22 protein-coding genes are annotated in these 22892 nt (G+C 45.2%); all 22 read right to left on the bottom strand.

Translation table 11 applies throughout. From position 1 onward, the window contains the following. Positions 1-27: 27 nt before the first annotated feature. Positions 28-594, bottom strand: a complete 567-nt coding sequence (locus I4V84_RS16000) for a Fe-S-containing hydro-lyase (RefSeq protein WP_118578146.1) — start codon at positions 592-594, stop codon at positions 28-30. 2 nt (positions 595-596) lie between these two features. Further along, positions 597-1439: a fumarate hydratase gene (locus I4V84_RS15995; protein ID WP_187565083.1), complete on the bottom strand. Its 843-nt coding sequence runs from the start codon at positions 1437-1439 to the stop codon at positions 597-599. Positions 1440-1565: 126 nt separating this feature from the next. After that, positions 1566-3179 carry an FAD-dependent oxidoreductase gene (locus I4V84_RS15990; RefSeq protein ID WP_195992909.1) on the bottom strand — a complete coding sequence of 538 codons (1614 nt, stop codon included), beginning with the start codon at positions 3177-3179 and terminating at the stop codon, positions 1566-1568. A 15-nt stretch (positions 3180-3194) separates the two neighbouring features. Next, on the bottom strand, positions 3195-3869 hold the full coding sequence (locus tag I4V84_RS15985; RefSeq protein ID WP_118578143.1) for a 2Fe-2S iron-sulfur cluster-binding protein: 675 nt from the start codon (positions 3867-3869) through the stop codon (positions 3195-3197). 32 nt (positions 3870-3901) lie between these two features. Then, positions 3902-4234: a DUF3784 domain-containing protein gene (locus I4V84_RS15980; RefSeq protein WP_195992907.1), complete on the bottom strand. Its 333-nt coding sequence runs from the start codon at positions 4232-4234 to the stop codon at positions 3902-3904. Between the two features lie 39 nt (positions 4235-4273). Continuing rightward, entirely contained in the window at positions 4274-5128 is an 855-nt protein-coding gene (locus tag I4V84_RS15975; protein WP_148461092.1) for an FAD/NAD(P)-binding protein, read from the bottom strand. After that, positions 5128-6189 (bottom strand): 4Fe-4S dicluster domain-containing protein, encoded by a 1062-nt coding sequence (locus I4V84_RS15970; protein ID WP_195992905.1) that lies wholly within the window; start codon positions 6187-6189, stop codon positions 5128-5130. Before I4V84_RS15970 ends, I4V84_RS15975 begins: the two co-directional genes overlap by 1 nt. 3 nt (positions 6190-6192) lie before the next feature. Continuing rightward, on the bottom strand, positions 6193-7167 hold the full coding sequence (locus I4V84_RS15965; RefSeq protein WP_195992903.1) for a 4Fe-4S dicluster domain-containing protein: 975 nt from the start codon (positions 7165-7167) through the stop codon (positions 6193-6195). After that, entirely contained in the window at positions 7155-7598 is a 444-nt protein-coding gene (locus I4V84_RS15960) for a hydrogenase iron-sulfur subunit (protein WP_118578139.1), read from the bottom strand. Before I4V84_RS15960 ends, I4V84_RS15965 begins: the two co-directional genes overlap by 13 nt. Further along, complete coding sequence (locus I4V84_RS15955) at positions 7589-9577, bottom strand: CoB--CoM heterodisulfide reductase iron-sulfur subunit A family protein (protein ID WP_173718187.1); 1989 nt, start codon at positions 9575-9577, stop codon at positions 7589-7591. The genes I4V84_RS15960 and I4V84_RS15955 overlap by 10 nt, the downstream gene beginning before the upstream one ends. Before the next feature lie 7 nt (positions 9578-9584). After that, the gene (locus I4V84_RS15950; protein WP_118578137.1) at positions 9585-9986 is read right to left on the bottom strand and encodes a 4Fe-4S dicluster domain-containing protein; all 402 of its coding nucleotides are present in this window, start codon (positions 9984-9986) and stop codon (positions 9585-9587) included. Then, positions 9986-10780 carry a CoB--CoM heterodisulfide reductase iron-sulfur subunit B family protein gene (locus I4V84_RS15945; RefSeq protein WP_118578136.1) on the bottom strand — a complete coding sequence of 265 codons (795 nt, stop codon included), beginning with the start codon at positions 10778-10780 and terminating at the stop codon, positions 9986-9988. Before I4V84_RS15945 ends, I4V84_RS15950 begins: the two co-directional genes overlap by 1 nt. Positions 10781-11068: 288 nt before the next feature. Continuing rightward, positions 11069-12016 carry an L-lactate dehydrogenase gene (locus I4V84_RS15940; protein ID WP_118578135.1) on the bottom strand — a complete coding sequence of 316 codons (948 nt, stop codon included), beginning with the start codon at positions 12014-12016 and terminating at the stop codon, positions 11069-11071. A gap of 385 nt (positions 12017-12401) precedes the next feature. Next, positions 12402-12545 carry a hypothetical protein gene (locus I4V84_RS15935; RefSeq protein WP_173718189.1) on the bottom strand — a complete coding sequence of 48 codons (144 nt, stop codon included), beginning with the start codon at positions 12543-12545 and terminating at the stop codon, positions 12402-12404. A 196-nt stretch (positions 12546-12741) separates the two neighbouring features. Next, entirely contained in the window at positions 12742-13959 is a 1218-nt protein-coding gene (gene pepT / locus I4V84_RS15930) for a peptidase T (protein ID WP_195992901.1), read from the bottom strand. 57 nt (positions 13960-14016) lie between these two features. After that, entirely contained in the window at positions 14017-15528 is a 1512-nt protein-coding gene (locus I4V84_RS15925; protein ID WP_118578133.1) for a 4Fe-4S dicluster domain-containing protein, read from the bottom strand. 363 nt (positions 15529-15891) lie between these two features. After that, complete coding sequence (locus I4V84_RS15920) at positions 15892-16683, bottom strand: glycyl-radical enzyme activating protein (RefSeq protein WP_195992899.1); 792 nt, start codon at positions 16681-16683, stop codon at positions 15892-15894. A 173-nt stretch (positions 16684-16856) separates the two neighbouring features. Next, on the bottom strand, positions 16857-19382 hold the full coding sequence (locus I4V84_RS15915; protein ID WP_195992897.1) for a glycyl radical protein: 2526 nt from the start codon (positions 19380-19382) through the stop codon (positions 16857-16859). A 378-nt stretch (positions 19383-19760) separates the two neighbouring features. Further along, complete coding sequence (locus I4V84_RS15910; protein ID WP_173736128.1) at positions 19761-19892, bottom strand: FeoB-associated Cys-rich membrane protein; 132 nt, start codon at positions 19890-19892, stop codon at positions 19761-19763. Positions 19893-20055: 163 nt separating this feature from the next. After that, entirely contained in the window at positions 20056-21126 is a 1071-nt protein-coding gene (locus I4V84_RS15905) for a PTS sugar transporter subunit IIC (protein ID WP_173736127.1), read from the bottom strand. Between the two features lie 113 nt (positions 21127-21239). Continuing rightward, complete coding sequence (locus I4V84_RS15900) at positions 21240-22223, bottom strand: sensor histidine kinase (protein ID WP_148461081.1); 984 nt, start codon at positions 22221-22223, stop codon at positions 21240-21242. Next, positions 22220-22888 (bottom strand): response regulator transcription factor, encoded by a 669-nt coding sequence (locus tag I4V84_RS15895; protein ID WP_118578126.1) that lies wholly within the window; start codon positions 22886-22888, stop codon positions 22220-22222. The genes I4V84_RS15900 and I4V84_RS15895 overlap by 4 nt, the downstream gene beginning before the upstream one ends. Positions 22889-22892: the final 4 nt, after the last annotated feature.

The raw sequence follows: 22892 nt of genomic DNA, 5'->3' as shown, positions 1-22892 counted from the left end.
CTTTCTGCAGGATTTCCGTCACAATTATTAGTTTTCTTTATGAGCTTCCAGATACTCTTTTCTTCCCTCTTCATAAAGATTGTTGCCTTCGCTGTCAATAATGACTACAAGGGGCATATCTTCTACGTAAAGCTTACGGAGAGCTTCTGCACCCAGATCCTCGTATGCGATAAGCTCCGCTTTTTTGATACATTTGGCAAGAAGGGCGCCGGCACCGCCGATGGCTCCGAAGTAAACACCGTGATATTTTTTCATGGCTTCTACTACTTCAGGCAGACGCGCTCCTTTGCCGATCATTCCGCGGGCTCCTACAGACATCATGGTTGGTGCGTAGGCATCCATACGGCCGCTGGTAGTTGGTCCGGCAGATCCGATGACCTGACCTGGTTTTGCAGGAGTTGGTCCTACATAATAAATAGTTGCATCTGTTGGATCAAAAGGAATCTTTTCGCCTTTTGCAAGAGCCTCACACATACGCTTGTGACCTGCGTCACGGGATGTGTAGATGGTTCCGGTAAGGAGAACCTGATCTCCTGCGTGAAGGGTTTTTGCCAGTTCTTCCGTCAGAGGCAGTGTAATATGTCTTCTTTCCATGATCAGATCACCTCCGTTTTGTGGCGGGTAACGTGGCAGTTGATGTTGACTGCACATGGCATTCCCGCAATGTGAGTAGGCATTGTCTCAATGTTCAGGCCGATGGCTGTGGTTTTTCCGCCAAAGCCCTGTGGTCCGATTCCAAGCTTGTTTACTTTCTCCAGCATTTCATCTTCCAGCTCTGCATAGAATGGATCCGGATTGTGGGAATCCAGAGGACGCATCAGTGCCTTCTTTGCAAGAAGAGCACATTTGTCAAAGGTTCCACCGATTCCAACCCCTACAACCATCGGAGGGCATGGATTCGGGCCTGCTGTCTCAACGACTTCCAGAATGAAATCTTTGATTCCCTGAAGTCCTGCAGATGGCTTGAACATACGGATCATACTCATATTCTCACTTCCGAAGCCTTTCGGGCCCACTGTGATCTTCACTTTATCGCCAGGAACGATTTCTGTATAAATCATAGCCGGTGTATTGTCTCCTGTATTTCCACGGCGTACAGGATCTTTTACAACAGATTTGCGAAGGTATCCGTTTGTGTATCCGCGGCGTACACCTTCATTGATTGCATCTGTGAGATCTCCGCCTGTGAAATGTACATCCTGTCCGATTTCCAGGAACACGCATGCCATTCCTGTATCCTGGCAGATCGGTACATTTTCGTTATCTGCAATATCAAAATTCTCAATAATATTGTCAAGGATACCCTTGGCAATCTCTCCGTCTTCGCATGCGCGGCATGTTTTGATAGCGCATTTTACGTCTTCCGGAAGATGTTCGTTTGCTTCGATACAGAGTTTTTCAATCACATCTGTAAGTCTGCTTACTTCTACTTCACGCATTTGGTAAACTCCCTTCTTTCATTTCTGGCATACCGCCAAAAGGCGACATATCTTTTTACATTATATAAGAAGCTTCCGGTACCGGCAATTTAACGGTACCGGAAGTTCATTTTAACTATCTGGTTATTATCTCTGCTCATGACGGGCATAGTTTGGAAGCAGTAACGGAGATACTTTATCGGTCTCTGCTCCTGCTGCTTTTAACTCATTCTCATATGCGTAAATATGATCCAGATTCATTTTCCCAAGCTCTACCTCTTTGCATTTTGCAGCTGCCTTTTTACCGGCATTTCTTCCGAATACGATTACGTCCAGAAGAGAGTTACCCATCAGTCTGTTTCTTCCGTGGATTCCACCTGCTGCTTCTCCTGCTACCAGAAGGTTCGGGATTTCTTTGGTAAATCCGTCTCCATCGATTTCCAGACCACCGTTCTGGTAGTGAAGAGTAGGATAGATCACGATCGGCACTTTTCTCATGTCAACGCCGTAGTTCATGTACATACGGAACATTGCCGGGATTCTCTTCTCAATAGTTCCCTCTCCTCCAAGGATCTCAATCATCGGAGTATCCAGCCATACACCTTTCAGTCCGCCAGGAACCTCTACGCCACGGCCTTCCTCACACTCACGGATAACACCGGAAGCATTGACGTCACGGGTTTCCAGAGGGTGAATATAGGCTTCTCCGTTTGCATTTACAAGCTGCGCGCCAACGGAACGAACTTTCTCTGTTACCAGTGCGCCAAGGATCTGGGACGGATAAATGGCACCAGTCGGATGGTACTGGATGGAATCCTGATAAAGAAGGGAAGCACCTGCTCTGTAACCAAGTACAAGACCATCTGCGGTTGCGCCGTAGTGGTTAGAGGTAGGGAATCCCTGATAGTGCATTCTTCCTGCTCCGCCGGTTGCAATGACAACGGTTTTTGCTCTTGCAACGGAGTAATCGCCGGTTTCCATGTTAAGAAGAACGGCACCTGCTGTCTGTCCTTTTTCATCTTTCAGAAGCTCCACAGCGGAAGTAAATTCTACTACCGGAATGCCAAGGTTCAGAACCTCGTCACGGATAGTACGCATGATTTCAGATCCGGAATAATCCTTTGCAGCATGCATTCTCTTTCTGGAGGTTCCGCCACCGTGCGTGGTGATCATGGTTCCATCGTCTTCTTTGTCGAACTCAACGCCAAGATCGTTCAGCCATTTAATTGCATCCGGAGCTTCCATTACAAGTCTCTTTACCAGCTCTGGCTTTGCCGCAAAATGTCCGCCGCCGAAGCAGTCCAGATAATGCTGTACAGGAGAATCGTTTTCTTTGTCAGCTGCCTGGATTCCGCCTTCTGCCATCATGGTGTTGGCATCACCGATACGAAGTTTGGTCACGATCATAACGTTGGCACCTGCATTGTGTGCTTCGATGGCACAGGAGGAGCCTGCACCGCCGCCGCCGATTACAAGTACATCTACATCATAATCGATTTTGTTAAGGTCAATTTTTTCATTCAGAAGACGGCTTTCGGAGTGAAGCATTTCTGCCAGCTCCAGTGGTGCCTTCTGTCCTTTGTTTGGTCCTACTTTGATTTCTGCAAATGCATCCGGGTTATAGTCTGGATGGAATTTCTTAAGAAGAGCATCTTTCTCATCAGCGCTCAGACGTCTTGGCTCTGTTGCCATACGCTGTGCTCTTGTAGCCTCTACCTTTTTGATGGATTCCATCATATTTTCTGGATATGGTGCGTACATGTTTTTATGCCCTCCTTATTTCTCAATTTCTCTGTTGTTATAAAGTTCTTCCATGTCTGTGATCGGTTTCTGCATGATCTGCTCGATCAGATCATCGTATTTGCCTTCATGGATCTCTTCTACACGTTTTTCAAGATGCTCACTCTTAGGAGCAATGTATTTTCCTGTGAGACGTCTTGCAAGAAGACCTACCATCGGATGGGAAATACCTGCCGGACATCTTACGGAACAGCATCCGCAGCTTACGCAGTCAAAGGATTCTTCTGCACATTTCTCAAGCTCGCCTCTCTGTGCATATGCGATGTACTGCATTACATTTAAGCCCTGGGTACATGCTTTTGTACATGCATTACAGCCGATACAGCTGTAAATTTCCGGGTAGAGCTCCATCATGACCTGCTGGTTTGGCTGAAGGTCTTCGATGTTGTAGAGTCTCTTGTCTGTAGGGAAGAACGGGATGCTTGCTACATACATGCCTTCCTGTACCTGTGTCTGACAGGCAAGACAAGTTTTCAGTTCGTTGTCGCCTTTGATTCTGTAGATTGTGGCGCAGGCGCCGCAAAAGCCGTGACGGCAGCCGCAGCCGCGTTTTAAAGTGTATCCGGCGTATTCCATGGCCGTCATAATGGTCAGGTCAGCTGGTACGGTGTATTTTTTACCGAAGAAATATACGTTTACCATATTTTCCATTTTGGGAGTTCCTTTCTTCTGATTGTCTAACTCTATCTCTTACAAATTGTGTTACTCAGGATAATAATAATTACAACATCTATGACAATTAAAACTAATAGCACATAAACAAAACTGGATGGCAAAAAGCTTTCAAATAGTCCGGTTATCAGAATGAGAATAGCGATCACGCCCATTCCAATTCCGTATACACGGCACAGCTTTTTCTCATCATATCTGGCTTTCTCTTCTTTTGAAGCAGTGTTATAGCCAGAAATAAATTTGCTGCCATGACCACTTAGTAAAGCAATGGTCAAAATTACAAAGACAGCAAAGACGCCCCAGAGTATCCAGTCTGATCCATGAGCTGTATCTGCCAATGTCATAAAAATCCCCCTTGTATTTACTGAAACTTTTGGATTTACTTAGTACTCGTCAGGTAACTGGTCAATCTCGTCCATTCTAAATACCGGTCCGTCTTTGCAGACATATTTAGATCCAATGTTGCAGCGTCCGCATTTACCAATACCGCACTTCATGCGAAGCTCCAGTGTTGTGTAAACCTGGGTTCTTGTAAATCCAAGCTCCTCAAGGCCCTGAAGTACGAATTTAATCATGATCGGCGGTCCGCAGACTAATGCGACTTTGTTGGTGTCGAAGCCGATTTCTTTCAGATAGGTTGGTACGAAACCAACATGTCCGTCCCAGCCTTCCTGCTCACGGTCGATGGTCAGGTAGACGTTTACGTCTTTTGCATTCATCCACACTTCCTGGATTTCTTTTAATTTTACAAGATCATCTGCGGAACGGGAACCGTAGAGAATATCTACAGTGCCATAGTCATCGCGATTGTCAAGAACATAGTTGATTACGGAACGAAGTGGTGCAAGACCGATACCACCGGCGATAAACAGAAGATTTTTCCCCTTCAGCTTATCCTCTACTGGAAAATGGTTTCCATATGGTCCACGAACTGTGATCTCATCTCCCACCTGAAGGCTGTGAAGATAAGAGGTCAGCTCACCACATTTCTTAATACTGAATTCCTGATACTCTTTATTCGTAGGTGAGGAAGTAATGGAAAACATACCTTCGCTTACACCTGGGGCGCAGACCATGGCACACTGACCAGGCATATGTTCAAAAAGCTTTCCTCCATCCGGTGCTGTTACACAGAATGTTTTTACATCCGGAGTCTCCTCATGAATATTTGTGATCACACCAACCTGTGGAATCAGAGTATCCAGAGTATAATTTTTATGACAAGTACACTCGCTCATTACTTTTCACCTCCATGCTTTTCAAAAGCCTTAATCACCTTCACGATATTTAAAGATGACGGACATTTTTCCACGCAGCGGCCACAGCCTACACAGGAGTACATACCGTTGTTATTAGCAGGGAAATATACAAGCTTGTGCATAAATCTCTGACGGAATCTCTGCAGCTGGCTGGTACGGTTATTTCCGTGAGCCATCATTGTGAAATCGGAATACATACAGGAATCCCAGCAACGGTAACGCTTTACACCGTGTCCTGTGTCGTAATCCTTGATGTCATAGCACTGGCAGGTCGGACATACAAAGGTACAGGTTCCGCATGCCAGGCATGGTTTATATAAAGTCTCCCAGACAGGAGAATTAAACTTCGCATCTGTAGCATTTCCATCCCATCCTTCCAGGGAAAGATGTGTATATGGAAGCTTTTCTACAATGTTATGGATTGCTTCTTTTTCAGCATCCACTTTTGCCTGATCGCCGTCAGCCGGGGTAAGAAGTTCTTTTACAGCTTCTGTAAGAGCCTCTCCTTTTTCCGTAAGGGCTTTCCAGTAAAGGCTTCCCTCCACCATCCAGGCTGCTACATCGGCAATTCCTTTTACGTCGGCGTCTGCTTCCGGATCTGCTGCATCTGTTCCAAAAACCTTACAGAAACAGGATTCCTCCGGCTCATGACAAGCCATAGCAACGATGGTTCCATGGTCTCTTCTTGCTGCGTAAAAGGTATCAACAGGATCAGCAAGAAAAACCTTATCCAGAACTGCCACACCTTTTACATCGCAGCCTTTCATTCCAAATACAACGAACGGACGGCTTCTCAGCTCTTCCGGCTCTACGGTCAGCTTCTTTCCATCACGAACACAGGTGTAAAGTGTTTCGCTCTGTGGGAAAAAGGCATCTTTGCCGGATTTTACGGTTTTCAATGTCTCAAGGTCTGCCTCTTCTCCTTCATTCCAAAGGCCGAAGTTGGTCTGTCCTGCCTTTTTGATCGGAAGGATCAGATCCTGGCTTTCTGCGATTTTCCGGAATAATGCTTCCAGATTTTCTTTTTCAATCTTATACATACATTATCCCCTTTCTGCCACTACACCTGGCTCTACATCATCAAATGTAAAGCTGGTCAGCGGGCCTTTTGACTCAGCATCTGCTCCTGCCTGATATTCGCCGTAGAAGGTATCAATATCCTTGATGAACTTACGGTTAAACAGATGAAGCGGAATCCCCTGCGGGCAGACACGGCTGCACTCACCGCAGTCTGTACATCTTCCTGCAACGTGGAATGCACGGATAATGTGGAACATTTTTTCTTCAAAGGAATCCACATTTGCCTTCTGCGCACTGTCAAACTTGTTGCTGTCGAATACACATTTACGACAGCTGCAGGCTGGACATGCATTGCGGCAGGCATTGCAGCGGATACATTTGCTCAGCTCCTTCTGGAAAAATGCGAAGCGCTCTTCCGGGCTCATCTTCTCAATTTTCTCCACCTCTGCAAAACGGTCTGCATCCTTTGTATCCTTGGATTCGCCGATGATCTCGTCGTAGATCATGTGCTCTTTTCCTTTACATACATGGCAGCGCTCCAGCATAGCATCTTTGTAAGCTACGGTTTTGTCGCCGTAGATTGTGGAAACGTTAAGTGTTTCACAATCATCGGTAAGCTCAGCACCGGAAATACTCTGGATTCCCTTGATGCCTAATTTACGAAGCTTTTCCACATCCAGCTTTCCTTTACATCCAACACCGATAATGTAGGCTTTTTCACGGTCTACACGGTGCTCCTTAATCAGCTGGTTGAAGCTGTAGGTATCACAAGGCTTCAGACAGACAAGGGTTTTTCCCTCTAATTTGGAAGCCTCGATCATCATTTTACTTAAGTTCTGTCCGCAGAAACCATTATAGACAAATTCGTCCAGGCTTTCTGCAGTTTCGAAATATGCTGCTTCCGGATTGTAAGGCAGGTCTCCGGCTTTCCAGCCAAGAACACGTACTACGGTTCCATCAGCCAGCAGTTCTTTTGCACGAGCGATCAGTTCCTGCATCTTAAATCCTCCAATCTGACGTTTTTACCCAGAGAATGGATTTTTTCCACAAATTCATTCATGGTCTGGGAGAATTTTACACCTTCTGCTGCAGATACCCACTCAACACGGGTACGGCCATTTTCCACACCGATGAAGTCCAGCATGGAGAAAAGAAGTGTCATACGTCTTCTCGCATAATAGTTTCCGGTTGTGTAGTGGCAGTCTCCCGGATGGCAGCCGCACATAATCACACCGTCAGCACCTTTTTCAAAGGCACGGAGGATAAACATTGGATTTACACGGCAGGAGCATGGTACACGGATGATCTTTACATCAGCCGGATAAGAAAGACGGCTGCTTCCTGCAAGGTCTGCACCTGCGTAGCTGCACCAGTTACAGCAGAATGCCACGATCTTCGGTCTGAATTCTTCTTTTGCTTCTATCGACATATTGCATCTACCTCCGCTAAAATCTGTCTGTTGGAGAATCCCTGGAGATCCATTGCTCCGGACGGGCAGGTTACGGTACATGCACCACAGCCCTGGCAAAGAGCATTGTTTACAACAGCAATTCTTCTTGTCTCACGGATTCCGTGGTCATTTACCTGTTTTTCCTCATAGGAAATCGCACCATACGGACACACATTTGCACACTGGGAGCATCCGTTGCAAAGAAGCTCGTCAGAATGTGCGGTACATGGGTTGGTGGTCAGCTTGTCTTTTGCAAGAAGGCCGATTGCCTTCACTGCTGCTGCGCCAGCCTGTGCAACTGTCTCCGGAATATCCTTTGGTCCCTGGCAGACACCGGAAAGGAAAATACCAGCTGTAGGGGACTCTACCGGACGAAGCTTTGCATGTGCTTCTGTGAGGAAATTGTTGGTATCAATACTTGCGGTAAGCATAGTTGCAATTTTTCTTACATCCTTGTTTGGCTCGATGGCAGCTGCAAGAACTACCATATCAGCCTCCATAAGAATCTGTTTATTTTCAAGCAGGTCAGAAGCCTGAACCATAAGAGTTCCATCCGGCTGTGGGATTACCTTTCCAACCTGGCCTTTTACATAATTTACACCGTAGTCTTCAACAGCTCTTCTGTAGAACTCATCGAAGTTTTTGCCTGGAGTACGAACGTCAATGTAGAAAACAGTTACATTTGTATCCGGGTATTTGTCACGGATCAGCATTGCATGTTTTGCAGTGTACATACAGCAGATCTTGGAGCAGTAGCTCTTTCCTCTTTCATCAGAGCAACGGCTTCCCACACACTGTACAAATACAATGTTTTTCGGAGCTTTTCCATCGGAAAGTCTCTCAAGATGCCCCTTTGTAGGTCCTGCTGCATTCATGATACGCTCAAGCTCAAGAGAGGTGATAACGTCCTTACTCTGGCTGTAAGCGTACTCATCATATTTATCCAGCGGAATCACGTCAAAACCGGTTGCAACCACGATTGCACCATATTTCTGTGTAACGATCTCATCCTTCTGCTCATAATCAATTGCACCTGCGGCACAAACCTTGGAGCAGACACCGCATTTTCCGGTTTTAAATTTGGTACAATGCTCGCGGTCGATTACCGGAACATTTGGGATAGCCTGAGCGAACGGAATGTAGATAGCACTTCTGTTGTTCAGACCGCGGTTAAATTCGTTTGGATTTTTCTTGGACGGACATTTCTCAGAACAAACGCCGCATCCGGTACATTTGCTCATATCCACGCTTCTTGCTTTCTTGCGGATATCAACGGTGAAGTCACCTACAAAGCCGCTTACCTTCTCAACTTCACTGTATGTATAGATGTTGATTTTCTCATGTGCTGCTGCCTCTACCATTTTCGGTGTAAGGATACATGCGGAGCAGTCCAGAGTTGGGAAGGTCTTGTCCAGCTGGGACATTCTTCCACCGATACTTGGAAGCTTCTCCACAATATCAACCTCATAACCAGCCTCTGCAATGTCAAGGGCTGACTGGATTCCGGCAATACCTCCGCCGATTACAAGAGCACGTTTGGTTACAAGGCTCTCGCCTGGCTGAAGAGGAGCATCCAGATTTACTTTTGCGATTGCGGCTCTTGCAAGGATCACTGCCTTTAAGGTAGCCTCTTCCATATCCTTGTGGATCCAGGAGCAATGCTCACGGATATTGGCAATCTCTACCATATATGGGTTTAATCCCGCTTTCTGTGCTGCCTTTCTAAAGGTAGCCTCATGCATACGCGGGGAACAGGAACAGACTACGATTCCTGTCAGATTTTTTTCATGGATGGCGTTAATGATCTTGGCCTGTCCTGCTTCGGAGCACATGTACTGATAATCTTCCGCATGAACAACGCCTGGCTCTTTTGCTGCCATCTCTACTACTTTTTTTACATCAACTGTGGCTGCAATATTGGTACCACAATGACATACGAATACACCTATTCTCTGCACCTGTTTTTCACCTCCTGTATCTTCTGAATGCACTTACCAGCAGCTGCTGCGGTGTGTCTTCATCAAGCAGCTCCGGAATTTCGTCTGCGGTCAGATAGTTCTGCCCACGCTCGCGGACAACCAGCTGTCTGGCTGCATCGATCAGTTTTCCCGGTTTAACATCTCTTGGACAGCGTTCTACACATGCAAAGCAGGAGAGGCATTTCCATAAGGATTTTGACTGTGCAAGAGCTTCAATGTCGCCGTTCTGTACATAAGTTACAAACTGGTGAGGCTTGATATCCATCTCGTTAAATGCAGGACAGGTTGCGGAGCATTTGCCGCATTTCATACATTTCAGGGGATTTACTCCGGAAATTTCTTTGATTCGCTCTGCTGCATTCTGGGTATTTCCATATGTATAAGCCATTACTTCGCCACCTCCTCTTTTACTCCGAGAGCTTCTGCAAGAAGTTCTGTAAAATAGTAAACAGGAAGATCGCCGTTTCCGTTCTTTTTCAGGTTATACATGCAAAGTGGACAGGCTGTGATCAGCATATCTGCTTCAAAGCCCTTTGCACTGTCCATGATCTTTTCACACATATTCTGTGCCATTTCTTTTTCTTTCAGGGAAATGTAGCCGCCGCAGCACTCATTGCGGTATGGGTATACCACAGGCTCTGCGCCAAGGGCACGGATGAAGTCTTCCATAATGGTGGGATTCTCCGGATTATCAAATGCCATGATCTTTCCTGGTCTTAAAAGAAGGCAGCCATAATATGCACCGATTTTTTTGCCAGTTAAAGGATTTACCACTTTCTTTTTGATCTCATCAAATCCAACTTCATCACGGAGTACTTCCAGATAATGAAGGACATTTGTCTCTCCTTCATATGGAGTATCCAGTTTCAGATAATTATTTGCTCTGGTGCGGATGTCGTCCACGTTTTTCATGTCGTCGTTCACACGTTTGAGCACATGATGACAGGCTGAACAGACTGTGATCAGATCCTGTCCTTTTTCTTTTGCGTCATTTAAAGCCCGGACGGAAGAAAGTTTGGTGGCAATCTCATCGCTGCCAAGAGGATATACGCCGCCGCAGCACTGCCAGTCTTCTATCTCTTCCATTTCGAAGCCCAGTGCTTTTGCAGAAGCTCTGGCATAGGCATCCAGATCTTTTGCCTTATTCTTCAGGGTACATCCTGGATAATAACTGTACTTCATGCTTCTTGTTCCTTTCTTGTCACTGTTCACTAAATGTGCTTTTCTAAATTCACATATGTAAACAGCAGCTATTTGGGTTGCTTTCGCAAAGTGGAACCCGACTTACCGCTTTCCACGATAGAAGCCGGGGATGTCTTTGCTGGTATAGTTGAATGTAATGCTTCGATTCTGCACTTGAAATTATTTTTTTCTTTACAAAATGCACTCTACAAAGCTAAGGTGAAAAATTACTGTTTCTTCCGTTCACATCTGTCTGCTTCGCGGAATAATATCTGGGAACAATAACTTTTAAAGCTCAATCTGTGCGATTACTTCCTTCAGGGCATCGGCACTCTTCTTCAGCAATGCAATTTCCTCTTTATTCATACGCATCTGAACTTTTCCCTGTGTTCCATTTGGTCCTACAAGAGTAAGGGTACTCAGGCACACATCTTCAATCCCATACTCACCGTGAAGCATGGAGGATACGGTTGCAAGGGAATCGGAAGCTGCCAGGATCAGACCTACTAGCTGGCAAACGGTAGCAGATACTGCGTAGAAGGTTGCACCTTTCTTTGCAATAACTTTTCCGCCGGATTTCTGTACATATTCCAGCATGGCTTCTTTATCCAGAGGTTTCACATCCTTGCCGTGAGCTTTCATTTCTTCATAATACTCATCTGTGCTGAGACCGGAAATGTAAGCGCCTGTCCATGGAATGAAGGAGGTGTCTCCGTGCTCGCCAAAAACATAAGCGTGGATATTTCCCTGGGCTACTTTGAAGTGCTCGGAAAGTCCATAGCGAAGTCTTGCTGTATCAAGAATAGTTCCGGATCCCATGATCTGATTCTCCGGAAGACCGGAAATCTTGGTAAATACATAGGTCATAATATCTACCGGGTTGCTTACGATAATATACTTTGCGTCTGGAGCTTCTTTTACAATCTGAGGAGTGATGCTCTTCAGAATGTTTACGTTTGTCTGAGTAAGCTCAATTCGTGTCTGTCCTGGTTTACGGGCGATTCCGGAAGTAATGATCACGATGTCTGAATCTTTGGCATCTGCGTAATCTCCGGCCACCAGAGATACAGGGCTTCTAAAGCAGGTTCCCTGCTCAATGTCCATAACCTCTCCTTCAACCTTCTCCTTGTTGATGTCGATCAGAACAATCTCGGAAGCGATCTCATCGTGTGCCAGTGTGTAAGCGATAGTGGAGCCAACGCTTCCAGCTCCGATAATGGTAATTTTGCTGCTCATAAAAAACTCCTTTCATGGGGGTTGTGGAATTTTGTCAACTTTTCCCTCTATTTTGTCACTTTTTCGTGGGATTGGTTGGTTTTCCCTGTGTGATGTCCTTTGTTTCTTGTTTATTTTTTAACAATCACAGTTAGAAAAAAAGCGGGTAAAAACTTTATTTTCTGCCTTGTGACATGGCCTAAACCAGAAACACAGAGAATTTTCTTCCTGTTTTCCTGGTTCAAGTCATGTCACTATGTGTTTCTTGACAAACAATTCTCAACAAAAGGACTTTTCCCTCTTCGTCTCCGCATAAAATATTGGTTTTCTCCGCTCTCATTAAGATACCACAATGACAATCTTTTAACAACTATTTTTTTAAATTTTTATCATTATTTTGGGGCTTCTACATATTGCATAAATATAGGGGCTCTGTTTTGTATGATTTTATGTAGGTTACTTCTGTAAATCCCATTGTCCCCAGATTGGCGTCTCCCTTTTTCAGATATGCATTAATTTCCTTATTATTTACAATTTTCTGGTACTTCAAGTAGATCAGTTCTCCTTTTTAGCTTTTTTCTCAAGATAATTATAAGGAAAAAAAAGCAGGTTGTTGTCTCGGACATGTAAAATTTTGTTTAAATTTGAGAAGAAGAAAGCATCTGTCAGTTACGATTCGACAGATGCTTTTTTCTAAAACATGTTTAAAAAATCATGGATCTCACCAATGCTTTTTCTTGCCCGAATCAGCAGGCGTACAGATTCACAATATTCTTCAGATTCTCCACCGCATAATCCATTCCTTCAACGGTAATGTGTTCGCATGGACCGTGGAATGCATATCCGCCGGTTCCAAGGTTCGGACAAGGCAGTCCCATGAAGGAAAGTCTTGCGCCATCTGTGCCGCCGCGGATTGCAACTGTCTCAGGATTCAGTCCGGACTGCTGCACAGCCTTCTTCGCATTATCGATCAGATGCATACAGGGCTCAATCATCTCTTTCATATTACGATACTGCTCTTTCATAGTAAGCGTCACAGTACCTTCACCATATTTTTCATTGAGAAGTTTGGCAATATGCCACATCATCTCCTGGCGGCAGGCAAACATGGCACTGTCATGGTCGCGGATGATATAGTCAAGGCTTGCCGTGGATACATCTCCGCTCATTTCGCAGAGATGGAAAAATCCCTCATACTCTTCTGTATTGGCCGGAGTATCTCCTGCTGGAAGCATGTTGTTAAACTCCATGGCAACCAGCGCTGCATTGATCATGGTATTCTTACTGCTGCCTGGATGTACGGAAAAGCCTTTGATCTTTACCTTTGCACCTGCGGCATTGAAGTTCTCGTATTCAATCTCATTCTCAGCGCCGCCGTCTACGGTGTAGGCAAAATCAGCCCCAAAGCCTTCTACATCGAAGAAGTCTGCACCACAGCCGACCTCCTCATCCGGGGTAAAACCGATGCAGATTTTTCCATGAGGAATGTTCTCAGTGATAATCTGCTCTGCCATAGTCATGATTTCTGCTACACCAGCCTTGTCATCAGCCCCAAGAAGCGTAGTTCCATCTGTAGTGATCAAGGTTCTGCCTTTTAAAGAGGAAAGGTGTGGGAAATCTTTCAAAGTAAGGGCATATTCGCTCTCTCCCAGTTTCACATCTCCACCGTCATAATTCGGGATGATCTGAGGATTTACGTTCTCTCCTGAGAAATCAGGTGCCGTGTCCATATGTGCAATAAAACCAATGGCCGGCTTATCCTCAAGTCCTTCTGTTGCCGGGATTATACCATAAACATAGCACTTGTCATCAATGCGCACAGCCTGAACTCCTATCTTTTTCAGTTCCTCTGCCAGCTGGTTTCCCAGGTCAAACTGACGGCTGGTGGATGGCACGTTCTCCTGCTCATCCTCGCTTGTGGTATATACTTTCACATAATTTAATAAACGTTCGTATGCACGCATTTTTGCTTTTCTCCTTCTCATGTATTCTTTATTTTCAAGCAGCTCGGCTAAATAATTTTACAGCTCTTCCAGTTTCTCCAGTTCCCCGCCAAATGAAGTATCCATACATTCTTCAAAAGACGCTTCCTTCTTCATCTTCTCCAGTGCCACTCCCGCCTTCTTTACAGTCTGCACCGTTCCGGCACCTGCTATGCAGCCGCCAGGACACGCCATGCCTTCCAGCAGATATCCGTTGTATTTCCCTGCTTTGGCTGCCATCAGCATCTTTTTACACTCCTGAAGTCCGTTAGCACTGACTACCTTCACCTCGCGATCCGGATCCATACGCTTTACAGCTTTCACAACTGCGGCTGCCACACCGCCGCTAACAGCGAAGCCACGACCGTCACTACTGGCCTGGGTAAGAGGCTCTTCCTCCGGAAGGCTGGCGAAATCAACGCCCTTGGCATCAAACATGCCTTTCACCTCTTCAAAGGTGAGAACGAAGTCCACATAGCTTCGAACCGATTTACGGCTTGCCTCCAGCTTCTTGGCTGCACATGGTCCTACAAACACGATCTTGCAGTCTGGCTCTTCCTGCTTCAGAAGTCTGGCAGTCAGTACCATGGGAGTAAGCGCCATGGAAATGCAGTTGGCAAGCTGTGGAACCGTCTTTTTTGCCATAACAGACCATGCCGGGCAACAGGAGGTTCCCATAAACGGAATTTTCTCCGGCACTTCCTTCATGAAGTCCTTAGCCTCCTCAATGGTGCAAAGATCTGCACCCACAGCCACTTCCTTAATATCCGTAAATCCAAGCGCCTTAAAAGCTCCCCGAAGCTGGGTATTCTTCAATTCCGGTTCAAACTGACCTGCCACAGCCGGCGCTACAATGGCATAAACTGGTGTATCACTTTTTAATGCCATAATGGTCTGATAAATCTGTCCCTTATCTACAATGGCACTGAACGGACAGCTTACCAGGCACATTCCACAGGAAACACACTTGTCATAGTCGATCTCTGCTCTGCCATACTCGTCTGAATGGATGGCATTCATTCCACAGGCCTTGGCACACGGACGCTCCTGCTTGATAATGGCATTATATGGACAGGATTCCAGACACTTTCCACATTTGATGCATTTCTCCTGATCGATCACAGACCGCCCGTTTTCCATGTGGATAGCCTGCTTGGGACAGACCTCCTGACAAGGATGTTCCAGACAGCCCTGGCAGCCCTCTGTGACAATCACACGCTTCTCCGGACAGGAGTTGCAGGCGAATTTAATAATATTGATAAGGGGCGGCTCATAATATTTCTCTTCGATCAAGCTGGCTTCTACGCCCTTGGAAATTGGCGCATGCTCGGAAATGTTTCGAAGAGGCAGTCCCATTGCCACACGCAGTCTCTCTCCTACGATAGCTCTCTCCAGAAAAATACTGTCACGATATGTTGCAATCTCTCCTGGAAGAATTTTGTACGGAAGATCATCCATCTCTTTCTCAATGTCGCCCTCATAGGCAAGCCGGGCAATTTCAGTAAAAATCTGGTGTCTGATTTTTGTCTTTGATGAGTATAGTCCTCTCATTCTTTTTCTCCTTATGCTGTAGTATTTTGCACCAGCCAGATTTTACCGCAATCAATCTAACTGTCTTTATAAAGTTTTCTTTCTCCGCTTTTTTAAATAGTTGATATAAATTCATCAAGTATTTATTATACCACCTATCATACAAAAAAATTATAATTTAAGCAAATCTTTTTCCAATTTCTTTTCCTGGAGCATGTATGAAAAAGGCTTTCTTTTAGTGTGTTGAAAGTTGTTCAAATGTGTCCCTCCTGAAGAACTTTTCACCCTCCCAACACATTAAATAAGAAATGCACGCAAAAAAAGACACTGTACAGATTTCTCCACACAATGTCTTTCTTCAAAATTTTCACATAAAATAGTATTTCATCCACCTATCTGGCAATCCAGATCACAGACGGAATGCACTGCTTTTTTTAAAAGTTCCATATGCTCCGGTTCTGGAGGAAGTATCTCCGGCAGCTTGTATTCTCTTCCAAGCCAGTCGTACTTATCCTGTCCCAGACGGTGATATGGAAGAAGGTGAATCTTCTTCACACCTGGCAATGTAGATGCAAAGGAAGCAATAGACTTGATTTCCTCCACACTGTCATTGAACGTTGGAACGACAGGTACTCGAATCACCAGATTGGTCTGACCAGAAAGAGCTACCCTTCTGGCGTTCTCGAGAGCCAGTTCATTGGGCTTGCCTGTAAACTGCTTATGCTTCTCCTGATTGGTATGCTTGATATCCATCAGGTAAGTATCCAGATAAGGCAATACCATCTCGATATTTTTCCAGGGAACACATGCCATACTCTCGATAGCTGTATTAATTCCACGCTCTTTCGCTGCGCGAAGAAGGTCACGGGCAAATTCCGGCTGGCAAAGACATTCGCCACCGGAAAGTGTCATTCCACCGCCGGAGCGGTAGTAATATGGACGATCCTTCTCTACCAGTTCGATCATCTCGCGGACAGTTACGTCTCGTCCCATGGTCTTCACGCCGTCTGGAGTTTTCATTGTCTGGATCTTATATTCCTGGGATTCCGGATTGCAGCACCACTGGCATCTGAGCACACAGCCTTTCAAAAACACAATGGTACGGATTCCAGGACCGTCATGGATGGAATAACGCTGGACGTCGAAAATACGCCCTGTAGTGTCTAAATATTCCATAGATATCTCCATTATACGGAAGTGCCAGCAGACTTCTCTTAACGAAGCCACCAGCAATTCCATTTATATTTTTCGCAGAAAGTTTCCATTCACAGCCACACTTATCATCTCGCTAAGAAGTGAGCTATGGGGCAATTATAACTCTCCTGCATAAAATTCTGCTGACTTTCGTTTTAGAATCCCTGCTCAGTTCTTCTGATAATGTCATCCTGCAGAGATTTGGAAAGTGTGGTAAACAGTGCACTGTAACCAGCCACACGTACAACCAGATGCTTATAGTTCTCCGGATGTGCCTGTGCATCCAGCAGTGTCTCTCTGCTTACAACATTGAACTGCATATGCATTCCCTTCTGATCGAAATAGGAACGAATCAGTGCAACAAATTTCTCAAGGCCCTCACGTCCGGAAAGTGCTGACGGATGGAATTTCTGATTGAACAAAGTACCATTGGATACGATAAAGTGATCCAGTTTTGCAACAGAGCTTGCTGCTGCAGTAGGTCCGTTCACATCCTTACCTGCGGATGGGGAAACACCATCTGCAACCGGAGTATGTGCATATCTTCCATCTGGTGTAGCACCAGTCTGTCCGCCAAGGGGTACGTTTGCAGATACCGGATAAAGTCCTGCCTGGTACTGTCCGCCTCTTGGGTTCTTAAAATTCTGTAACGGTCTTGTGTATGTGTAAGCTACGTCTCTTGCGAAGTAGTCAACCTCCGGAATGTCATTTCCGAATTTCGGAACTTCTGCGATCATGTCGTGAATTTCCTGATATCTTGCCATCTTCTCAGGTGCCATCTGGGCATTCATAACAGATTTCAAAACTGCAGCTGCTGTATCCGCATCAACCTTGGCACCGCTCTCGGTCATCTCTCTTAGGATGCCGGTTGTGATCTCTTTCACAGACTGCTCATCCAGTCCTTTACCATAGTTCCATGCAAGAGCTTCTTTCAGCTCCTCCATTGTAAACTTCTTCTCCTGGTAAACCAGCTGGCGAATCGCATAGAGGGAATCTGCCATGTTTGCAATACCAAAGCCCTGGGGACCGGTAAAGTTATAAACTGCGCCGCCTTCCTGTACGGTCTTTCCACGTTTGATACAGTCATCGATCATACTGGAAAGGAATGGAAGCGGACAACGCTTTGCATGAGCCACGTCAATGGCATTATCTGCATTTACAAGAAGGGAAATGCAGTATTCCATCTGTTTCTTGTAAGCATCATAGAATTCATCAAATGTAGCCATCTGGGTTACATCGCCGGTAGGAATTCCGACCATCTCGCCCTGATCCATACCATTGGCAAATACAAGCTCCAGCGGACGGCACATATTAAAGAATGCTGCATCATGCCATCCCTCTGTCTTACCTGCTTTCTGTGGCTCTACGCAGCCGATGATATTATACTCACGGGCATCTACAAGGGAAAGTCCTCTGTTCTGCAGTGCCGGGATGATTACCTCGTCGTTATAATAAGCCGGAAGTCCGATACCCGTTCTGGTAAGCTCTGCTGCCTTGATCAGAAGGTCATGAGGAGAACCATTCCATACACGGATGGAAAGGGACGGAGCCGGAAGATGTACATGCATGGATGCCTCAATACACATAAAGGAAAGGTCATTGGTCACATCATTGCCATCTTTATCCTGACCTCCTACGATCAGGTTCTGGAACAGACTGTAGCCTGCGAAGCCTTCTGCGGAAGCAGCATCACGGACTTTATTCAGGTCATTTAATTTTACCCAGATGCAATCAAGAAGCTCCTGGGCTGCTGTTCTGGTAATCGCGCCGCTCTCAATATCCTTCTTATAATAAGGATACATATACTGGTCGAAACGTCCTGGGGAAATGGAATGTCCGCTAGACTCCATCTGGAGAAGCTGCTGCACAAACCAGAAGGACTGACACGCCTCCCAGAAATTGGTAGCTCCCTTCGCCGGAACCTTGCTGCAATTGGATGCAATCACAAGAAGCTCTGCTTTACGCTGTGGATCTGTACATTTCTCTGCCATTTCAAGGGCAAGCTTTGCATATCTGTCTGCATAATCAATCACTGCCTGGCAGCTCATGATAACTGCTTCCAGGAAACGGGAACGCTCTGCGTAATCTCCATCCCCCACATTGCATTTATCCAGCTCAGCCTGTGCTTTCGCCATAATGCCTTCGTATCCGATTTCAAGAACTTCCCAATACTTTACAGTAACGTGTCCTACACCATTGTAGAAATAATTTCCTGGTGTAAAAATATTGTGATCGATGGCACGGATTGCTTCCGGTGCCATATATGCTGTGGCGAGCTCACTGGTAGTCTTGCCTTTCCAGTATTTGTGTACCTCGCGAAGATCTGCTTTGGCCTGCTCTGAAATATAGAATGGATCAGCAGTTCTGGTGGCAACCGTATCCAGCTCATCTTCCAGCCACTGGAATGAGAATTCCGGGAATGTCTGGCATCCTCTCGGTGCAATGGAGTTACTTCCCACGATCAGTTCCTCATCACGGATGATGATCGGAATATTATGTAAAATGTGGGAAAAAGCTTTCGCTCTTCTGGTAATGATCGGCTGGTCTTCCGTCTCCTTATAGGACTCTGTGATCAGCTTCGCTCTGTAAGATTCGATCTCCGGCATCTTGGCATAGAGATGATCTACCAGACGGGTAATTCTGGAAGATTTCGGAATCTCACTTGAATTGTATTTTTCCATGGTTCTCCTTTCTCATGGATGTCCCGGCATATGAAATAGTATTCTGTATCTCCAAAACACAATATTCTCTCTGTCGGCAACATAAATGTCCGTTGTTCCATGACATAGTTTTCTATGCTCATTATACGTCATTTGCTATGCGGTGTCAACATAATTCAACACTGTTTTTGTTGCTTTGGTTGGTGTTTTTGGTTGATTTTTGTGGTTTTTCGTTGTTTTTATTAAGATACCAGGTTAAACAAAAAGCGTTTTCCGATTTTCATATTTTGATTTCAGAAAACGCTAAAAAAAACTGCCATATCAGATTTCTCCAATATAGCAGTTTCCTCATTTTCTTATTTACCAGCTATGTAAAAATACCTGTACCTCATTCACAGCTCAATGGCAGTGTCCGCCGCAGCTTCCACAGTTACCATTGCAGCCTTTTCCGCTTTTTTTATCTTTTACAATGCTTCTGATTGCAAGACCTGCGATTGCAACTACGATAGCGCCTACAACTACTGTTCCCATACTATACTCCTTTCCGGTTACCCGAAACGCATTTGCCAGAGACTTCTGTCTCCTTTTACAAACGCTGTACAAAATTTCACCAACAAACATAATCATGATTTATATTGTTAGTATATTCTAACATCTATTAGATGTCAATATTTTTTTTGTGTTAGCAACTTTTTTATACGCTCAGCTTCATCTGTCCATCTTTAATATATCCCATATTCCGCATTCCACGATAGATCACATAAGACAAAAGTCCTGGAAGCAGGAAATGAAAGACTACGATTTTCAGAATAACCAGAACTGGGGATTCGGTTGCCACCATGGTCTGATAAGTCATGATCTGTCCAACCAGACCTGAGGTTCCCATTCCGGAGCCTGTCGCATTGTTTGTCATATGGAAAGGCCCGATAATGGCAATTGGGCCTAAAATAGCAGATGCCAGTGTAGGAGGCAGCCAGATCAGCGGACGCTTCATAATATTAGGGATCTGCAGCATGGAAGTTCCGATTCCCTGGGCAAAAAGACCGCCCACGCCATTATCCTTAAAACTTGTCACTGCAAATCCAATCATCTGACAGCAGCATCCGATCGTTGCCGCACCCGCTGCCACGCCATTCAGCCCCAGAATAATTCCAAGAGCAGCAGAACTAATTGGCAAAGTCAGTACCATTCCCATGATGACAGAAACCACAATTCCCATTAGGATTGGCTGCTGCTCAGTTCCCCAGTTTACCAGGTTGCCAAGCCATGTCATGAAGCTTGATACTCCCGGTCCTACCAGTATCCCTACAGCACCACCGGAAAGGATGGTGATTGCTGGTGTAATAAGAAGATCCAGTTTTGTTTTTCCGGCAACCAGCCTCCCAATCGTAATTCCCACATATGCAGCCACAAACGCTCCAAGAGGCTCGCCAGGACCGGATAACACTAATGCCCCTGTATCAGACAACAGGGTTCCTGCAATAAGGTTTGATGCATAAGCCCCAATCATTCCTGCTGCCGCAGCCGACAACAGCACATAAGTAGATTCCCGGAATTTATACGCAACACCGATGCCGATTCCGGCACCTGTAAGCCTCTGGGCAACCACTGCAAATGCACTTAAATAAGTGCCATATGTACCGCCCATCAAATCACCAATCTGTTTCAAAATAGTTCCGATGATCAAAGTAGAAAACAACCCCAAAGCCATTCCGCTTAAACCATCAATAAAAATATTGTTTAAAACCTTCTTTATCGCTTTCATACTCTCTCCTTGTCCCCACCATCTAAAGCATGTAAAAAATTAATCTTGCAATCTGCAAAATACACCGAAAAGTGGGGCATGCAGACTGCGAGATTGTTTTTTCCGAACACGCTCTAATATAGATCCATCTTCTTCCTTCCCAGTTCAAGAAATACCTTCGTCCCTTTTCCAAGCTCCGACTCTATCCTAATTCCGTGATCCAGCCTTTTCATAATCTTTCCGCAAAGATAAAGCCCAATTCCAGTAGACCTGTTCTCTTCACGTCCATTATAGCCAGTAAACCCCTTTTCAAAAACCCGGGGCAAATCTTCGGCACGGATTCCAATTCCAGTATCTTCGATCACCAGCGTATGCGGCCTGGATTTGCTCATATAGATGGATATTTTTCCTTTTTTTGTGTATTTCAGTGCATTTGATAAAATTTGTCCCAACACAAAGCCAAGCCATTTTTCATCTGTAAGCACCGTTTCCGATACCTCTTGATACTCCAGAGAAAGCTTTTTCCCAATAAATATTCTGGCAAATTTGTGAATCTGCTCACGAATCAGAGAATCCATATCCATTTCCTCAAATCGGATGTCTGAAGCCATATCCTCCGTTCGAAGATACCCCAGCACCATCTCCACGTACTGCTCCACCTTAAAAAGCTCATTCTGAATCTCCTGAGGTCTGGGCTTCTCTTCCTGCAGAAGCAGTCTTGCTGCAGCAATAGGTGTTTTGATCTGGTGAACCCACAGCGTATAAAAGTCTGTCAATTCTGTACCAAAAGCACTTCTCTGATTTTCAGCCTCTATTCTCTTCTCATCCAGACTACGGCAGATTTCCCGGTAAATAGCCTCATTTTCATTCTCCGGAGCCTCCAGATATTCTTCTGAAAAATTGCCGCAGTCTCTTATGTAAAGCAGACTTTCCTGCTTTTTCCGGTATTTATGGTAATCCCACATAAGCCCCAGGCCTGTCAGCAGCATTTCAAAAACCGCCACATAACCTACAGGCTCCAGCGGAATATCATACAGAAAAAGGATTCCAGCCGTTACCGCTACCATAAGTAAAGCCAAAACACCTGTTTTCCATCTGGTTTTCAGATATTTAATCATACCATGTACCCCAGGCCTTTTTTGGTGATAATGAAGTTCTCTACACCCAGACCTTCCAGCTTCCGACGGATTCTTGTGATGTTTACTGTCAAAGTATTGTCATCCACAAAGCTGTCGCTCTCCCACAGTTTTGTCATAATCGACTCTCTGGATACAACATGCCCCTGATGTTCAAATAGTATCTGCAATATCTTCAATTCGTTTTTCGTCAGGTCTGCAAGCTTTCCATCCACTGAAATCGTCCCATTTCCAGGATTCAGCACTACGCCGCCCCTTTCCAGAAGACTGTTGTTCTGACCAAAGGCATAGGTTCTGCGAAGCACAGCCTGCACCTTCGCAGTTAACACATCCAGATCAAAAGGTTTCGCGATAAAATCATCTGCACCCCGGCTCATGGCCATTACCATATTCATATTGTCAGCCGCTGAAGACAGAAACATCACTGGTACCTGTGAAATTTTGCGGATTTCCTCACACCAATGAAAACCGTTAAAAAACGGCAGTTTCAAATCCAGCAGCACCAGCTGTGGATCTTTTTGCACAAACTCCTGAATCACATGAGTGAAATCTTCGATCTGAAAGACCTCATATCCCCAGGATTCCAAATGTCGCTTTACTATCTGTACAATAATTTCGTCATCTTCTATTATTAAGATTTTATACATTTTT

It is taken from the genome of Ruminococcus sp. 1001713B170207_170306_F1 (assembly GCF_015668065.1).
Lineage (GTDB): Bacteria > Bacillota > Clostridia > Lachnospirales > Lachnospiraceae > Blautia_A > Blautia_A faecis.
This window is presented reverse-complemented; position numbering and strand designations above follow the sequence as displayed.

What these genes read in the sequence shown, in the direction of transcription:
- I4V84_RS16000 (WP_118578146.1), bottom strand. Translation starts at nt 594, where the DNA reads ATGGAAAGAAGACATATTACACTGCCTCTGACGGAAGAACTGGCAAAA.
- I4V84_RS15995 (WP_187565083.1), bottom strand. Translation starts at nt 1,439, where the DNA reads ATGCGTGAAGTAGAAGTAAGCAGACTTACAGATGTGATTGAAAAACTC.
- I4V84_RS15990 (WP_195992909.1), bottom strand. Translation starts at nt 3,179, where the DNA reads ATGTACGCACCATATCCAGAAAATATGATGGAATCCATCAAAAAGGTA.
- I4V84_RS15985 (WP_118578143.1), bottom strand. Translation starts at nt 3,869, where the DNA reads ATGGAAAATATGGTAAACGTATATTTCTTCGGTAAAAAATACACCGTA.
- I4V84_RS15980 (WP_195992907.1), bottom strand. Translation starts at nt 4,234, where the DNA reads ATGACATTGGCAGATACAGCTCATGGATCAGACTGGATACTCTGGGGC.
- I4V84_RS15975 (WP_148461092.1), bottom strand. Translation starts at nt 5,128, where the DNA reads ATGAGCGAGTGTACTTGTCATAAAAATTATACTCTGGATACTCTGATT.
- I4V84_RS15970 (WP_195992905.1), bottom strand. Translation starts at nt 6,189, where the DNA reads ATGTATAAGATTGAAAAAGAAAATCTGGAAGCATTATTCCGGAAAATC.
- I4V84_RS15965 (WP_195992903.1), bottom strand. Translation starts at nt 7,167, where the DNA reads ATGCAGGAACTGATCGCTCGTGCAAAAGAACTGCTGGCTGATGGAACC.
- I4V84_RS15960 (WP_118578139.1), bottom strand. Translation starts at nt 7,598, where the DNA reads ATGTCGATAGAAGCAAAAGAAGAATTCAGACCGAAGATCGTGGCATTC.
- I4V84_RS15950 (WP_118578137.1), bottom strand. Translation starts at nt 9,986, where the DNA reads ATGGCTTATACATATGGAAATACCCAGAATGCAGCAGAGCGAATCAAA.
- I4V84_RS15945 (WP_118578136.1), bottom strand. Translation starts at nt 10,780, where the DNA reads ATGAAGTACAGTTATTATCCAGGATGTACCCTGAAGAATAAGGCAAAA.
- I4V84_RS15940 (WP_118578135.1), bottom strand. Translation starts at nt 12,016, where the DNA reads ATGAGCAGCAAAATTACCATTATCGGAGCTGGAAGCGTTGGCTCCACT.
- pepT (WP_195992901.1), bottom strand. Translation starts at nt 13,959, where the DNA reads ATGCGTGCATACGAACGTTTATTAAATTATGTGAAAGTATATACCACA.
- I4V84_RS15925 (WP_118578133.1), bottom strand. Translation starts at nt 15,528, where the DNA reads ATGAGAGGACTATACTCATCAAAGACAAAAATCAGACACCAGATTTTT.
- I4V84_RS15920 (WP_195992899.1), bottom strand. Translation starts at nt 16,683, where the DNA reads ATGGAATATTTAGACACTACAGGGCGTATTTTCGACGTCCAGCGTTAT.
- I4V84_RS15915 (WP_195992897.1), bottom strand. Translation starts at nt 19,382, where the DNA reads ATGGAAAAATACAATTCAAGTGAGATTCCGAAATCTTCCAGAATTACC.
- I4V84_RS15910 (WP_173736128.1), bottom strand. Translation starts at nt 19,892, where the DNA reads ATGGGAACAGTAGTTGTAGGCGCTATCGTAGTTGCAATCGCAGGTCTT.
- I4V84_RS15905 (WP_173736127.1), bottom strand. Translation starts at nt 21,126, where the DNA reads ATGAAAGCGATAAAGAAGGTTTTAAACAATATTTTTATTGATGGTTTA.
- I4V84_RS15900 (WP_148461081.1), bottom strand. Translation starts at nt 22,223, where the DNA reads ATGATTAAATATCTGAAAACCAGATGGAAAACAGGTGTTTTGGCTTTA.
- I4V84_RS15895 (WP_118578126.1), bottom strand. Translation starts at nt 22,888, where the DNA reads ATGTATAAAATCTTAATAATAGAAGATGACGAAATTATTGTACAGATA.